This is a genomic window from Alteromonas sp. D210916BOD_24, assembly GCF_047159385.1.
Taxonomy (GTDB): Bacteria; Pseudomonadota; Gammaproteobacteria; order Enterobacterales; family Alteromonadaceae; genus Alteromonas.
The window spans coordinates 986414-1001319 of record NZ_AP038333.1 but is presented as its reverse complement, the minus strand read 5'-3'; the positions used below and the strand labels follow the sequence as shown (position 1 = coordinate 1001319).

The following is a 14906-nucleotide window of genomic DNA, read 5'->3' as shown; positions in this document are numbered from 1 at the left end:
CCTTATTAATTCGCGCTCAGCATCTGAACTACCTTATCGGCTAAGGCATCAAAGCTTACTGTTTCTTGTTCTTGACCATCGCGAAGTGGTTTCACACCTACCTCACGTGATTGCATTTCGTCAGAGCCCAATAGGAGTGCCAGACGTGCGCCGGTTTTATCCGCACGCTTAAGTTGTTTCTTAAAGTTCCCGCCACCACAATGCATCATTATGCGTACATCGGGTAAGGCATTGCGAAGATGTTCAGACACTTCTATCGCGTACGCCTGCGCATCGTCACCCATTGCGGTAACATACACATCGGCAAAGCTGCTGTCTTGCCCTTCTTCGGTTAATGTGGTCAGTAACAGTACCAGACGTTCGATACCCATGGCAAAGCCAACTGCTGGGGTCGCTTTCCCCCCTAATTGTTCGACTAGTCCATCATAACGGCCACCTGCACATACCGTACCTTGTGCACCTAAGCTCTCTGTCACCCATTCAAACACTGTGCGGTTATAATAATCTAACCCTCGTACCAAACGTGGATTAATTTCAAATTCCACACCGGCTTGGGTTAACTGAGCACAGAGTGTCTCAAAATGGGCTTTAGAGGCGTCATCAAGGTGGTCGATGAGCGAGGGAGCATCTACAATGGCCGCTTGTACTTCGGGGTTTTTACTATCGAGTACCCGCAATGGATTGCTCTCTAAGCGGCGAAGCGAATCTTCGTCCAACTTGTCAGCGCGGGCTTTTAAATATTCCACTAAGGTGTCGCGATAAGCAGCACGGGCTTCGTTTGAACCCAGTGTATTTATTTGCAATTTAACATGTTGTTCAATGCCAAATGCTTTCCATAAGCGTGCACTTAACAATATGACTTCAAGATCGATATCTGGGCCGTCCATACCATAAGTTTCTACACCGAATTGATGGAACTGACGATAACGTCCTTTCTGAGGACGCTCGTGGCGGAACATAGGCCCCATATACCACAAGCGCTGTTGCTGGTTATATAACAAACCGTGTTCATTACCTGCGCGTACACAGCTTGCTGTGCCTTCGGGGCGAAGCGTTAAGCTATCGCCATTTCTGTCTTCGAAGGTATACATCTCTTTTTCAACGATATCAGTGACTTCACCGATAGAACGTTTAAATAAATCTGTGCTTTCGACAATGGGGGTACGTATTTCTTGATAGCCATAGTTCGCCACAACCTGACGAAGTACAGATTCTACCTTTTGCCATGTACCGGAAATCTCCGGTAGGCAGTCATTCATGCCTCGAATTGCCTGAATAGTTTTAGCCACGTGAAATTCTCATACTGCTAAATAGTGAAAAGCCCCGCATTATAGGGGCTTTGGGAACAAACAACAATGATACAACCTCAGTCTTTGACTGATACCTGTATTTTGTTTGCATCGCTTATTCGTGCGGCCTTGGCACGGATCTTAGCCTCGAGCTTGTCAACCAAGTCGTCGTTGGGTAAGCGCTCTTTCACGCGTTTACCGTCTTCGTATAAACCACTCATATTACGTGCCCCCGTTAGACCAAGATCGGATACCTCAGCCTCACCAGGGCCGTTGACAACACAGCCAATAATCGACACATCCATAGGAGTAAGAATATCTTCCAAACGCTGTTCTAAGGCATTCACGGTGCCAATAACATCAAATTCCTGACGAGAACAACTTGGACAAGCAATGAAATTAATACCACGAGAACGGATACGCAATGACTTGAGAATATCAAAGCCAACTTTAATCTCTTCTACCGGATCCGCTGCCAGTGACACCCGTAGCGTATCGCCAATGCCTTCAGCTAGTAGCATACCCAACCCGACAGCACTTTTTACGGCACCTGCGCGCTGTCCGCCGGCCTCGGTAATACCCAAGTGTAAAGGTTGGTCTATCTTTTGGGCTAACAAGCGATATGCCCCTACTGCTAAGAAGACATCAGAGGCTTTTACGCTAACTTTAAACTGGTCAAAGTTCAGTTTATCCAAAATATCCACGTGGCGCATGGCGGACTCGACCAAAGCTTCTGGTGTGGGTTCACCATACTTTTCCTGAAGATCTTTCTCCAAAGAGCCGCCGTTTACACCGATGCGGATAGGTATATTTTTATCTTTCGCACAGTCTACTACCGCACGAACACGTTCCATATTGCCGATGTTACCTGGATTAATACGCAGACAATCAACGCCGTATTCAGCGACCTTTAGTGCAATGCGGTAATCAAAGTGAATATCGGCTACCAATGGCACTTTCACTTGTTGTTTGATCTGTTTAAACGCTTCGGCCGCTTCCATTGTAGGAACCGACACTCGCACTATTTCACCGCCGACAGCAACAATTCGGTTAATCTGATCGACTGTTGCTTTTACATCAGTCGTACGTGTATTTGTCATTGATTGAACAGCAATGGGTGCGCCATCGCCGATGGGAACATTACCTACATTTATGCGCGTTGACTTTCTGCGCGTAATAGGACTTTCTGAAAACATCTAATTACCTACATTGGGAGTGTAAAACGAGCGGTCCTGCCGTTGTGATACGCGGACAGATCTACCGACTCGCCATTTACCGTTAAGCGCACATTATTGGCTGCACCTAGTGTAACTTCAACCGGCGATAGACCTTGGATTTCCATGACACGACCTTTTTGCTTCACACCATACGCTATTGCTTCACCAGTGGCATCTTTGATATTGACCCAACAATCGTCAACAAAGGTAAACACCATAGCAATAGGCACATTGGCGTCAGCCTCAACTATTTCTGACGTTTCGTCTTGTGAAGTGATTTCTTCTACCACAGCGGTTAGATTATTACTGTCATCAATTGATGACACTGGCGCAGAAATGGCCCCGTCATTGAGATCACCCTCTTGGGTAAAGCCCGTATTTTCGTCATCCAACGTATTGCTTACAGCTTCGTCTTCACTGGTTTCTTGAAGACTCTGTGTCACCGCCTCCTGCCGCGTTGGGGGTAACGGCACTTCTTCAGTTGAATTAAGTGCACCACCCAGGTCTTCCTCATCGTTCGCCGTGCTGATAGGCGTATTAGCGGCTTCCCGCTTGATAGCCTCGGTCAACGGTACATCAGGTGCCGTTTCATCATTAGGTTGTTGATACCACCATACCACCACAGCGGCAATAATAAGCAATAGAATGACATAGGTAACCATCATCCACCTGTCATCCTGTGTCTGTTTTGCGACACGCTTTGAGAAACTCTGCAGCTTGGCAGACGATGGCACTGATGTCTGGTTGTGATATTGTTCAAAGGCGTCAATCACTTCTTGTGCGTTCAGCCCTAACTGTTTGGCATAATTGCGTACATAACCTTTAGTAAAGGTGATTGAGGACTTCTCATCAAGTAAATCATTTTCCAAATCATCGATTTGGCGTGCTTTTAAAAAAAGTTTATCGGCAACAGCCTGCTGTGATAGTCCGAGCGTTTCTCTACGGGCTTTAAGCATGGCCCCTGGACTTGGCGTATGTTCTTGTTGTTGCGAATTAACGTCTTGGTTCGCTTTTTCTTCTGACACCATTAAACTTTATTCCTCCTGCTCACTCGGTGGCACTAACCAAAGCGTCTGACCAGCAATAATAGCGCCAGAATTACTCAGGTTATTCCATTCTTGCAGTTTCGCCATTCTGATATTGTGCAATCGAGAAATACGATATAAGTTTTCGCCCGGTTTTACTACATGGATCTTAGCGCTTTGTGTAGTTATTTTGCGGTTTTGTTCACTATGGACACTGGTTTCTTCCGCATTGCTGACACTAACCGCAGAATTTAGACCTGCTTCACTGCTTTTTTGTTTTGTTATTACCTTGCGCAGCCCCGCTTTACTCTGAGCTAAATAGCGCTGAGTCAAGCCATCATCGGGAAATAATGACACCATCATTTCACCGTATCCCTTCGCAGCCGCTTCATCTCCTTGCCCTTTAGCAATTTCATAGGAAAGCCACAATGAATCTGCAGTTAGTTTTGCTACTTTATTATACCGCTGTAAGGTTTGACTCGCCTCTCCCCACTGTTCAGTCATGACGTACAACTCTGATAGCAAGAAGAGACTTTTTACTCGAGTGGGTTGGTGTTTCAGGGCATCCTGAAAATAGTTAATTGCCTCGTCTATTTTGCCTTGGCTTTGAGCACACAATGCAAGATTCTCATAGGTTTGCGCAGCATTAGCATAACGTTGACTATTTATCGCTTGGAAGAAGTACGCTTTTGCTGACTCATATTCTCCCAATTGGCACTTAAACGCACCGTAACTATTGGCTATGTCACCGTTATTGGGTGCAAGCTCTAAGGCAGTTTCGTAAAAGCCCTGTGCCCGTGCGTCATCACCCACCAATTGGTAGTAATAGGCCATGGCATATTGCACATCAGCAGAATCAGGGTTGAACTCTAATGCCTTATCGAGATTTTTCTTCGCCTGGGTGTAATTGTTGTTCTGTAAATAGGTAAGACCTAGCGACATACGGGTCTTTGCCGCCTCTTGGGGGTCAAAGTCTCTTCCGTACACTCCAGGCTGAGATTGACTTACGCAACCTGACATAATCAACACCGCGCTTAGTAGCCCGCAAGAAATCGTCGTTCTCAATCTCAATAACATTTACTCACCCTTACATCTCAATGATTATTGAGCCATTTTTACTGAAATTGCTTCGCCCTTCATCTGTTTTTTTAACATTCTTTTTGTTCTGTCCACAACATCGCCCACTAATTGGCCGCACGCCGCGTCAATATCATCGCCGCGAGTTTTGCGTACTACCGTAGTAAATCCATACTCCATCAGTACTTTGGCAAATCGGTCAATGCGAGAATTGCTTGAACAGGTATAAGGAGACCCAGGATATGGATTAAATGGAATTAAGTTTATTTTGCTCGGTGTGTCTTTCAATACCCTTGCCAATTGATGCGCTTGTTCAGTGCTGTCATTGATATTTGAAAGCATTACGTACTCTACCGTCACACGCCCTTGGTTCGCTTTAGACTTAGCCAAGTAGCGACGAACCCCTGCCAAAAACGCTTCGATATTGTATTTTTTGTTGATAGGAACAATTTCGTTGCGCAATTCGTCAGTAGGGGCATGAAGAGAAATAGCCAGTGCTACGTCAATTTGATCGCCAAGCATATCAAGGGCTGGCACTACACCAGATGTACTTAGCGTAACGCGGCGTTTAGACAGACCAAAACCAAAGTCATCCAACATGATATCCATGGCTGGCACAACATTTTTAAGGTTAAGTAACGGCTCGCCCATTCCCATCATTACTACGTTGGTGATCGGACGTTTGCTTGAGTCTTTAGACAAGCCAAGGAACGTGGCTACACGCCATACCTGACCAATAATTTCACTCACGCTTAAGTTGCGGTTAAAACCCTGCTGCGCCGTTGAACAGAAAGTACACTCTAGCGCGCAGCCCACTTGTGACGACACACACAGTGTTGCGCGGTCAGTTTCAGGGATCCACACCGACTCCACTTCCTGACCACCTTCAAGGGTAAGCGCGAATTTGATTGTGCCATCGCTGGCTTCCTGATAGTACGCGATTTCAGGTGCTTTAATTTCACAATTTTCAATCAGCATCGCACGAAGGTTTTTGTTGAGATTACTCATTTCCTCGAAATCGCTAATACCATGCTGGTAGATCCATTTCATTACCTGATCGGCACGAAACGGTTTCTCGCCCATTTCCTTAAAGAAATTGCGCAAGCCTTCGCGATTTAGGTTTAATAAGTTAGTTTTTGCCATGAATAAGATGACCCTTTTACCTTCGAGGGATGCCCCTCTAACTGCTGAATTTGGTGTAAAAACCAGCGATTTGAACGCGTCTTAAGCGACAAATCAACGCTGATTAAAATTTGCGCGGATTTTACCACAGATGGGGTTTGAGAAAAAGCCGATTTAGCCCAGTGAAGGGTTAAGTTTAATGATTTGGGAAAACGTAGTGTAGTGCGCCTAAATGAGCGCCGAGCAAAGCAGCATAAAGCGTGTGCCTTTTTTCTTAGCGCCTGAGCGCGTTTTAGGCAATGCGCGAGAAGCGTAGTTTAGTACGCCTAAATGAGCGCCGAGCAAAGCAGCATAAAGCGTGTGCCTTTTTTCTTAGCGCCTGAGCGCGTTTTAGGCAATGCGCGAGAAGCGTAGTTTAGTACGCCTAAATGAGCGCCGAGCAAAGCAGCATAAAGCGTGTGCTTTTTTTCTTAGCGCCTGAGCGCGTTTTAGGCAATGCGCGAGAAGCGTGGTTTAGCTTGCCTAAATGAGCGCCGAGCAAAGCAGCATAAAGCGTGTGCCTTTTTTCTTAGCGCCTGAGCGCGTTTTAGGCAATGCGCGAGAAGCGTGGTTTAGCTTGCCTAAATGAGCGCCGAGCAAAGCAGCATAAAGCGTGTGCCTTTTTTCTTAGCGCCTGAGCGCGTTTTAGGCAATGCGCGAGAAGCGTGGTTTAGTATGGCTAAATGAGCGCCGAGCGAAGCAGCATAAAGCGTGTGCCTTTTTTCTTAGCGCCTGAGCGCGTTTTAGGCAATGCGCGAGAAGCGTGGTTTAGTATGGCTAAATGAGCGCCGAGCGAAGCAGCATAAAGCGTGCTCAGGCGCTAAGAGGGACTCAGAAACAAAAAACGGGGCTTATAGCCCCGTTTATTCTACCTTCGTAATCTTAGCGAGTACGTGGGCAGATTTCTTCTTCAGAGAAGAAGTATGCGATTTCGCGAGCTGCTGACTCTGGCGCGTCAGAACCGTGAACTGCGTTTTCATCGATTGACGCAGCATAGTCAGAGCGAAGTGTACCTGCAGCTGCATCAGCTGGGTTAGTTGCACCCATGATTTCACGGTTAGCTAGAACAGCGTTTTCGCCTTCTAGTACCTGAACCATTACTGGACCAGATGTCATGAAGTCTACTAGTGCGCCGAAGAAAGGACGCTCTTTGTGTTCTGCATAGAAACCTTCTGCTTGCTCTTTGCTCATGTGGATCATCTTAGATGCCACAATGCGAAGACCTGCAGATTCGAAACGGTTGTAGATTGCACCGATAACGTTTTTAGCTACCGCATCAGGCTTGATAATCGAAAAAGTACGCTCAAGAGCCATGTTCTCTCTCCAAACAAATAGTATGTATCTTTAAAAATTTTGGCCGCGAATTATAGGCAATTAATTGTCACTTGACTAGAGCCTTTATCAAATCAGGCTTAAAGTGCTGTTTTTGTGTGTAAATGTAGGAAGAGATTAGCTTGTCGGCAATGACAATATGATGACATGGTACAGGTTATTTTGCTAAAGCAGATATTCATTTTGAGCAATACCTGCCCTAATAACACGACTATGAATGAGAAAAACGACTTAGAGAAAGCAACGTGACGCTAAAATGTTACGCGTTAGCTTTAGCAAGTTCTTGAATTTTACCCACGATAGCGCGCAGACCATTACCTCGTGTTGGCGTAATATGACGCTCTAAGTCTAACGCTTCGAAATATCCGTCGATATCAAACGCTAGGATCTCTTTGGGCGTTTTGTCATTGTAAGCGGCAAGCACTAACGCCAGTAGGCCTTGCACGATCACCGCGTCACTATCAACATCAAAGGTAATCTTGTTACCGTCAAACGACTCAACTAACCATACGCTGCTTTGACACCCCTTAACTAAACGTTCTGGCGTCTTGGCCTCTTCAGGCAATCCCGGAATAGATTTTCCCAGATCGATGATGTATTGATAGCGTTGTTCCCAATCGTCAAAGAACGCTAAATCATCAATAATCTCGTCACTACTAGGTAATTGCATTGCTATTTCCGTTATATGTGTAAAAGGGATAAATCGCGTTGAAGGCGACTAAAAAAATAAGCCCGCTTCAAGCTGTGCTTCTTCGCTCATCATTTCACGGGACCAAGGTGGGTCGAAAACAAGCTCAACATTGACATTTTTAACATGAGGAACCATCGCGACTCGGTATTCTACGTCACCAACCAACACCGGCCCCATACCACAACCCGGTGCGGTCAACGTCATATCAATGTTAACACTGCCAGTATCTTGATCGATAGACACCTTATAGATAAGGCCCAGTGACACCAGGTTAATCGGAATTTCCGGGTCGAAAATGGTTTCCAGTGCATCCCACACCTGTTGTTCGCTGATGTTACCATCTTGCGGGGCATCAAAGCTAAGTGTCATGGCTTTACGGCCGATGGCGCCCGCGTCTGTACCGTCAATGCGATACATATTACCGCGCCACGTTACCGTATAGTTACCACCGAGCTCTTGGGTGATATTCACAAACTCGCCTTCTGGGATCACGGTCGGGTTACCCGCAGGAACCAAACGCGCTTTACAATCGCGCTCGGTGGTCACCATTTTTTGCTTCATAAACTACTTAGTACTCTTTTTTCTAACACTGGTGGGCTTTATCGCACCACTTAGCCTACGTTAAAGCTCTCGCCACAACCGCATTCGTCAACCACGTTGGGGTTATTATATTTAATAACGCCGTTTACACCTTCTGTAACGTAATCAATTTCTGTATTACGCAAAAGGTCAATGGCATCGGCAGCAACCGCCACATTGAGCAAGGGTGATATCTCTACAATTTCATCATCGGCCTTGGCACTGTCTGCGAAATCAAGCACGTAAGCATAACCCGTACAGCCACTTACTTTTGTCGATAAACGAATTAACTGACCAGGCTTGTCTTTAAGCTTACTTTCGAAATGCTTAACGGCACTGTCAGTTAGCGTAATGAGTTTTGTACTAGGTACAAAGGTTTCAACACTCATAGTGCCTCCTTAGGCCAACATCATTTTTGCTTTTTTAAGTGCAGCAAATAAGCTGTCTACTTCTTCAAGCGTATTGTAAATTGAGAACGACGCACGCGCCGTACCCGGAATGCCAAAGCGCTTCATCAGTGGTTGTGCACAGTTATCACCGGTGCGAATAGCCACGCCCTGTCTATCTAAAATGAAGCCCACGTCTGCTGGGTGTGTGCCTTCAAGAAGAAAGCTTAACACGCCTACTTTATGTGGGGCCGTACCAATAATACGCAAGCCTTCAAATGCTTCTGCTTGCTCGGTGGCGTAGGCCAGTAACTTCTGTTCGTGCGCGTGTAATGCCTTTACATCCAACGCACTAAACCAGTCTACGGCTGTCCCCATACCAATGGCGCCAGCAATATTGGGCGTACCGGCTTCTAAGCGGTTTGGCAATGCGCCCCATGTGGCTTCATGGTAAGTGACATCTTTGATCATTTCGCCGCCCACCTGCCACACTGGCCAGGTTTCTAATACTTCCTTTTTGCCCCACAGACAACCAATGCCTGTAGGACCAAACAGCTTATGCCCTGAAAACGCGTAAAAGTCGCAGCCGATATCTTGTACGTCAACGCCACCGTGAGCAATGCCCTGTGCCCCATCAACTAACACCCATGCACCTACGGCTTTTGCCTTTTGACTGAGCAGTTTAATCGGGTTTACTGTGCCAAGGGCATTAGAAACATGAGGAAAAGCCACCAACTTGGTTTTAGCCGAAAGCAGTTTATCGAAAGCGTCGAGGTCAAGTTCACCGTTGTCAAAAATAGGCACTACATTTAGCGTTGCACCAGAACGACGGCAAGCCTGTTGCCAGGTAACAAGGTTGGCGTGGTGTTCAAGCTCAGTCACCATCACTTCATCGCCTTCACTTAACAACTGCCAGAGTCCATTGGCGACAATATTAATGGCTTCGGTCGTGCCAGACGTCCAGATAACTTCTTCACGCGCATTCGCGTTAATGAACTTGGCAACGCTACTACGGGCATTTTCATAACGGCGGGTCGCTTCATCTGATAAGTGATGGGCGCCACGATGCACGTTAGCGTTTGTAGTGGTGTAAAAGTCTACCAGCGAGTCAATCACTGCCTGAGGCTTTTGAGTCGTTGCCGCATTATCAAGGTATACCAGCGGCTTGCCGTCTACCGTTTTCGATAAAATAGGAAACTGGGCGCGAAGTGCTGCAACGTCTAAGCTCATTTCACCTCCATATGGGCGAAACGCTCACTTAAGATAGGCGCCAACCACTCGCGTACGGCCGCATTTGGCACGTCATTAATAAGCTCTTGAATAAAGCCAAAGTTCAACATGACCAGTGCTTTACTACGAGATACGCCCCGCGTTAACAGGTAATACAAGGCTTCTTCTTCAATTTCAGCAACCGTGGCACCGTGGGCACATTTTACGTCATCGGCGTATATTTCAAGTTCTGGCTTGGTATTGATCACGCCACGGCGAGATAACAACAAGTTGCGATTGTTAAGCTCTGCCAGTGTTTTTTGTGCATCGCGGTGGATGTGGATACGGCCGTTAAATACAGCGCGCGCTTTGTCACCAACGATACCACGGGCATTTTCTTCTGTCGTGCCATTGGGCATAGCGTGCTCAATGGTGGAATGAAGGTCGAATAGCTCGCCTTCGGCCAGAAGGTAAATGGCATTCATCTTTGCGTCGGCAAATTCACCAGCGTGGTGAATGTCTACGTCTAAGCGCGATAATTCACTACCGTAACCCACCATAGTGCTGTTAAGCGTAGTGCGGTTGTGTAGTTTAAAGTGACTGCCACCTAACTGCTTTGCTTTACCAGTAAACATGGCAAAGCGGTAATGTTCAAGGTGAGCATCATCAGCCAAGTCGTATTCTGCAAACGCAGTGGTTAAGCTTTCAGCATCACCAAAACCTTGCTCAATTACCGTAGCGCTTGCGCCTTCTGCTACTTTCACTACAACACGGGTATGCGCATCAACATTTTGCGAAGCCATATTCACAATGCGCACTGGTGTATCGATTTTCGCGCCAGCTTCTACGTTAATAAATACGCCGTGTTGACATAGCGCATCGTTAACCAAACCGAACATATGGCGGATTGGCTTGACTTGACCGTAAACGCTGCTGATCGCTTGCTGCGTAGCCGCGTCATCAATATTTAATGAGGTAATAGTCATGCCCGCTGGTACATCAAGGGTATTAACCTGTGTGACCAACACACCATCGACAAAAACAAGGTCGATAGCGTTTAGGTTATCGATAGCAGGCACCGGTAATTTATCAGCGTTAACCGCTTGCTTAGCTTCGCGCTTTTCTACCGGCGTAAGCGGAGTGAAACGCCAGCTTTCGTTTCTTCGTGCTGGCCAACCATCGGCTTTTAACTGTGCTACGGCCTGCTGACGCACGGGCGCTAAGTAATCGGAGATTGGCGCCGCATCAATGACCTGTTCTAGCCATTGACTCATGCTTCTGTCTCCTCGTACGCTTTACCTAAGAATGCGTATCCGCTTTTTTCTACTTCTAGTGCAAGTGACGCATCGCCACTTTTCACAATTTTGCCGTCGGCAAGAATGTGAACAAAGTCAGGCTTAATGTAGTCAAGAAGACGCTGATAGTGGGTAACAACAATGAAGCTGCGCTCGCCGTCGCGCTGGCTGTTAACGCCATCTGCAACTACCTGTAGTGCGTCAACGTCAAGGCCAGAGTCTGATTCATCAAGAATACAAAGCTTTGGCTCAAGCAAAATCATTTGCATGATTTCGTTACGCTTTTTCTCACCACCAGAGAAGCCTTCGTTCACACCACGCTTTAAGAAATCAAGTGGAAGCTGTACTTGCTTACACGCTTCTTTTGCCTTCTTTAAAAACTCAGCGGCACTTAATGACGCTTCGCCGCGCTGTTCGCGCATAGCATTAACCGACTCTTTCATAAATTCCATATTGCTTACGCCAGGAATTTCTACTGGGTATTGGAATGCAAGGAAAAGGCCTTCGCGGGCACGCTCTTCGACTTCAAGCTCCAGTAAATCTTTACCGTTAAGGGTGGCTTCGCCTTCGCTGACTTCATAACCGTCGCGACCAGATAGCACATAGCCTAGTGTACTTTTACCGGCACCGTTGGGGCCCATGATAGCGTGTACTTCACCAGGTTTAACTTCAAGGTTAAGACCTTTAATGATGTTTTTCTCTTCCACGCTGGCATGTAAATTCTTGATACTAAGCATTGATTACCCCACTGAACCTTCAAGACTAATTTCGAGCAGCTTGCCGGCTTCTACGGCAAATTCCATTGGCAACTCTTTGAATACTTCTTTACAGAAACCGTTAACAATCATAGAAACGGCCTTTTCTGTGTCTAAGCCACGCTGCTGACACAGGAATAATTGTTCGTCGCTCACCTTCGATGTTGTTGCTTCGTGCTCAACAATGGCTGAAGGGTTGCGGCTTTCGATATACGGGAACGTGTGCGCACCGCACTTATCCCCGATAAGTAGCGAGTCACACTCGGTGAAATTACGTGCACCGTCTGCCCGCGGTCCCATTTGAACAAGACCGCGATAGGCGTTATTGCTGTTACCCGCTGAGATACCTTTAGAGATAATCGTCGACTTGGTATTTTTACCCACATGGATCATCTTAGTACCGGTATCAGCCTGCTGACGACCGCGTGTTAGTGCTACTGAGTAGAACTCGCCTACGCTGTTGTCGCCTTTAAGTACACAACTTGGGTATTTCCACGTTACCGCAGAGCCCGTTTCAACTTGTGTCCACGAAATTTTGGCATTGGTATGCGCTACACCGCGCTTGGTTACAAAGTTGTAGATACCGCCTTTGCCGTTCTCGTCACCTGGATACCAGTTCTGCACGGTTGAATACTTGATGGTAGCATCATCCATCGCAACAAGTTCTACGACAGCTGCGTGCAGCTGGTTTTCGTCACGCTGAGGTGCGGTGCACCCTTCTAAGTAGCTAACGTAGCTACCTTCATCAGCCACAATCAAGGTACGTTCGAACTGACCAGTGTTCATTTCATTAATGCGGAAATAAGTAGATAATTCCATGGGGCAACGGGTGCCTTTTGGAATATAAACAAATGAACCGTCGGTAAACACAGCACTGTTTAGCGCAGCAAAATAGTTATCTGTACGTGGAACTACCGAGCCGATGTACTTCTTAACCAGATCTGGATACTTTTGCAGTGCTTCTGAAATTGGGCAGAAGATAACGCCTGCTTCTTCAAGTTTATCGCGAAAAGTCGTTACAACAGATACCGAGTCAAATACTGCGTCTACCGCCACGCCTGCCAGCATTTCCTGTTCGTGCAGAGGAATACCTAACTTTTCATAGGTGCGCAGCAACTCCGGATCGACCTCATCGAGAGATTTAGGCTTATCTTTCATGCTCTTTGGCGCTGAGTAATAAGAAATGGCCTGATAATCAATCTTTGGATAATCCACATGGGCCCAATCTGGCTCTTCCATTTCTAGCCATGCGCGATACGATTTCAAACGCCATTCAAGCATCCATTCAGGCTCGTTTTTCATTGCTGATATGCGGCGGATAACCGACTCGTCCAGGCCGCTTTCAAACGTTTCCGATTCGATTTCTGAATAGAAACCTGCCTCGTACTTTCTTTCTAACGCCTGTTCGATCTGTTCACTCATGTTGGGATCTCACTTGTTTGCCTGCATTTGCTGCCACTAATTTTTGCTTAACCAGCACAGTGATCATCCCACGGTCTTGATGATCCCTGCTTTTTTAACGTTCGCTCGGTAGTACTATCTAAGTCTTCCGCAAGCGGATGACGAGCCAACTGCCAGTTACATTGAGGGCAGCCTAAAATTTTGGTGCGGTAGTATATAATACCCGACTATTTCACTCAAATATTCAGCCATTTATTTGTGGCATATCGGCGAATTATTTCTACCTAACCGAATTGAAAACCTATGCGACTACTGCGTGACGTAATCGCGTTGTTACATCTATAACTTTTTGTATTACGTATTCGATGTCTTGTTGGGTCGTAAAGCGCCCTACACTGAATCGAATACCGGCGTGGGCTAGTTCGTTGCTTCTTCCTATTGCCTTAAGTACATAAGAAGGCTCAAGACTCGCTGAGGTACAGGCCGAGCCAGAGGACACCGCGATGTCATTAAGCCCCATCATTAAACTTTCGCCATCTACACCAGCAAAACTTACATTTAAAATTCCTGGCACTCTTTGTGTTGCGTGTCCATTGAGATAAATCTCATCAAGCTGCTGTAAACCATTCCAAAGCAACTCGCGAAGCGACTTGATCCGCTCCCCCTCTTGCTCCAACTGACTCACTGCCAACGCTATGGCTTCGCCCATTCCCACTATTTGGTGCGTGGCTAAGGTACCTGAACGCATCCCCCGCTCATGGCCACCACCGTGGATTTGCGCGACTAAATTAATTTTAGGTCGACGGCGAACGTACAGAGCCCCCATACCTTTGGGGCCATAGATTTTATGTGCCGAAATCGACAATAAATCGATGGGCATTGCGGCCAGATCAATGGCTATTTTCCCCACGCTTTGCGCGCCATCGACATGAAAGAGAACCCCTTTTTCGCGACATAAGTCACCGATGGCGGCGATATCCTGAGTCACACCTAACTCATTGTTAACGTGCATCACTGACACCAAAATAGTGTCATCTCGCATGGCGTTTTCTAAGTCAGCCAAGCTAATTAAACCGTCACTTTGAACGTTGAGATAAGTAATTTCAAAACCTTTAGATTCAAGGTACTCACAGGTGTCTAACACGGCTTTATGTTCGGTGTTTACGGTAATGATATGGTTGCCTTTCTTTTGGGCACCTTGGCCATATCCCTCAGCCACACCTTTTATTGCAAGGTTGTTTGACTCAGTGGCACCAGACGTAAACACTATTTCCCGCGGGTCGCAGTTAAGGGCATCACTTATTTGATTTCTGGCCACATCTACAGCTTCTTCTGCCATCCAACCAAAACGGTAACTGCGGGAAGCTGGGTTGCCAAAATTTCCATCTAGCGTCAGACATTTAGACATGGCCGCCGCCACTGACGGATCCACAGGTGTGGTAGCCGCATAATCGAGGTAGATGGGTGTTGATAAAGCCATGGTTTACTC

General features: G+C 46.7%; 14 protein-coding genes. All 14 read right to left on the bottom strand.

Annotated features, from left to right (window positions below; translation table 11 throughout):
* Positions 1–5 precede the first annotated feature (5 nt).
* A complete protein-coding gene (gene hisS, locus ACMCM8_RS04320) occupies positions 6–1289 on the bottom strand; it encodes a histidine--tRNA ligase (RefSeq protein ID WP_412725822.1) in 1284 nt (427 codons plus the stop codon).
* A 77-nt stretch (positions 1290–1366) separates the two neighbouring features.
* A complete protein-coding gene (gene ispG / locus ACMCM8_RS04315; RefSeq protein WP_412725820.1) occupies positions 1367–2485 on the bottom strand; it encodes a flavodoxin-dependent (E)-4-hydroxy-3-methylbut-2-enyl-diphosphate synthase in 1119 nt (372 codons plus the stop codon).
* An 8-nt stretch (positions 2486–2493) separates the two neighbouring features.
* Positions 2494–3534: a RodZ domain-containing protein gene (locus ACMCM8_RS04310; RefSeq protein WP_412725818.1), complete on the bottom strand. Its 1041-nt coding sequence runs from the start codon at positions 3532–3534 to the stop codon at positions 2494–2496.
* 6 nt (positions 3535–3540) lie between these two features.
* Complete coding sequence (gene pilW, locus ACMCM8_RS04305; protein WP_412725816.1) at positions 3541–4608, bottom strand: type IV pilus biogenesis/stability protein PilW; 1068 nt, start codon at positions 4606–4608, stop codon at positions 3541–3543.
* Between the two features lie 24 nt (positions 4609–4632).
* Positions 4633–5751 carry a bifunctional tRNA (adenosine(37)-C2)-methyltransferase TrmG/ribosomal RNA large subunit methyltransferase RlmN gene (locus ACMCM8_RS04300; RefSeq protein ID WP_412725814.1) on the bottom strand — a complete coding sequence of 373 codons (1119 nt, stop codon included), beginning with the start codon at positions 5749–5751 and terminating at the stop codon, positions 4633–4635.
* A gap of 900 nt (positions 5752–6651) precedes the next feature.
* Entirely contained in the window at positions 6652–7083 is a 432-nt protein-coding gene (gene ndk, locus ACMCM8_RS04295; RefSeq protein WP_012519000.1) for a nucleoside-diphosphate kinase, read from the bottom strand.
* A gap of 277 nt (positions 7084–7360) precedes the next feature.
* Complete coding sequence (locus tag ACMCM8_RS04290) at positions 7361–7771, bottom strand: SufE family protein (protein ID WP_412725812.1); 411 nt, start codon at positions 7769–7771, stop codon at positions 7361–7363.
* A gap of 48 nt (positions 7772–7819) precedes the next feature.
* Positions 7820–8353, bottom strand: coding sequence for a putative Fe-S cluster assembly protein SufT (gene sufT / locus ACMCM8_RS04285; protein WP_412725811.1), 534 nt, complete (start codon positions 8351–8353; stop codon positions 7820–7822).
* Between the two features lie 50 nt (positions 8354–8403).
* Positions 8404–8760 carry a HesB/IscA family protein gene (locus ACMCM8_RS04280; RefSeq protein WP_412725809.1) on the bottom strand — a complete coding sequence of 119 codons (357 nt, stop codon included), beginning with the start codon at positions 8758–8760 and terminating at the stop codon, positions 8404–8406.
* Between the two features lie 9 nt (positions 8761–8769).
* Positions 8770–9987, bottom strand: a complete 1218-nt coding sequence (locus ACMCM8_RS04275; RefSeq protein WP_412725807.1) for an aminotransferase class V-fold PLP-dependent enzyme — start codon at positions 9985–9987, stop codon at positions 8770–8772.
* Positions 9984–11240: a Fe-S cluster assembly protein SufD gene (gene sufD / locus ACMCM8_RS04270; RefSeq protein ID WP_412725805.1), complete on the bottom strand. Its 1257-nt coding sequence runs from the start codon at positions 11238–11240 to the stop codon at positions 9984–9986. Before sufD ends, ACMCM8_RS04275 begins: the two co-directional genes overlap by 4 nt.
* Entirely contained in the window at positions 11237–11998 is a 762-nt protein-coding gene (gene sufC, locus ACMCM8_RS04265; protein ID WP_412725803.1) for a Fe-S cluster assembly ATPase SufC, read from the bottom strand. The genes sufD and sufC overlap by 4 nt, the downstream gene beginning before the upstream one ends.
* Positions 11999–12001: 3 nt before the next feature.
* Positions 12002–13438, bottom strand: coding sequence for a Fe-S cluster assembly protein SufB (gene sufB, locus ACMCM8_RS04260; protein WP_412725801.1), 1437 nt, complete (start codon positions 13436–13438; stop codon positions 12002–12004).
* A gap of 280 nt (positions 13439–13718) precedes the next feature.
* On the bottom strand, positions 13719–14897 hold the full coding sequence (locus ACMCM8_RS04255) for an IscS subfamily cysteine desulfurase (RefSeq protein WP_412725799.1): 1179 nt from the start codon (positions 14895–14897) through the stop codon (positions 13719–13721).
* Positions 14898–14906 lie beyond the last annotated feature (9 nt).

Bases quoted from the DNA above. Each gene is read 5' to 3' on its own strand.
- ispG (WP_412725820.1), bottom strand. From the start codon at position 2,485: ATGTTTTCAGAAAGTCCTATTACGCGCAGAAAGTCAACGCGCATAAAT.
- ACMCM8_RS04310 (WP_412725818.1), bottom strand. From the start codon at position 3,534: ATGGTGTCAGAAGAAAAAGCGAACCAAGACGTTAATTCGCAACAACAA.
- pilW (WP_412725816.1), bottom strand. From the start codon at position 4,608: ATGTTATTGAGATTGAGAACGACGATTTCTTGCGGGCTACTAAGCGCG.
- ACMCM8_RS04300 (WP_412725814.1), bottom strand. From the start codon at position 5,751: ATGGCAAAAACTAACTTATTAAACCTAAATCGCGAAGGCTTGCGCAAT.
- ndk (WP_012519000.1), bottom strand. From the start codon at position 7,083: ATGGCTCTTGAGCGTACTTTTTCGATTATCAAGCCTGATGCGGTAGCT.
- ACMCM8_RS04290 (WP_412725812.1), bottom strand. From the start codon at position 7,771: ATGCAATTACCTAGTAGTGACGAGATTATTGATGATTTAGCGTTCTTT.
- sufT (WP_412725811.1), bottom strand. From the start codon at position 8,353: ATGAAGCAAAAAATGGTGACCACCGAGCGCGATTGTAAAGCGCGTTTG.
- ACMCM8_RS04280 (WP_412725809.1), bottom strand. From the start codon at position 8,760: ATGAGTGTTGAAACCTTTGTACCTAGTACAAAACTCATTACGCTAACT.
- ACMCM8_RS04275 (WP_412725807.1), bottom strand. From the start codon at position 9,987: ATGAGCTTAGACGTTGCAGCACTTCGCGCCCAGTTTCCTATTTTATCG.
- sufD (WP_412725805.1), bottom strand. From the start codon at position 11,240: ATGAGTCAATGGCTAGAACAGGTCATTGATGCGGCGCCAATCTCCGAT.
- sufC (WP_412725803.1), bottom strand. From the start codon at position 11,998: ATGCTTAGTATCAAGAATTTACATGCCAGCGTGGAAGAGAAAAACATC.
- sufB (WP_412725801.1), bottom strand. From the start codon at position 13,438: ATGAGTGAACAGATCGAACAGGCGTTAGAAAGAAAGTACGAGGCAGGT.
- ACMCM8_RS04255 (WP_412725799.1), bottom strand. From the start codon at position 14,897: ATGGCTTTATCAACACCCATCTACCTCGATTATGCGGCTACCACACCT.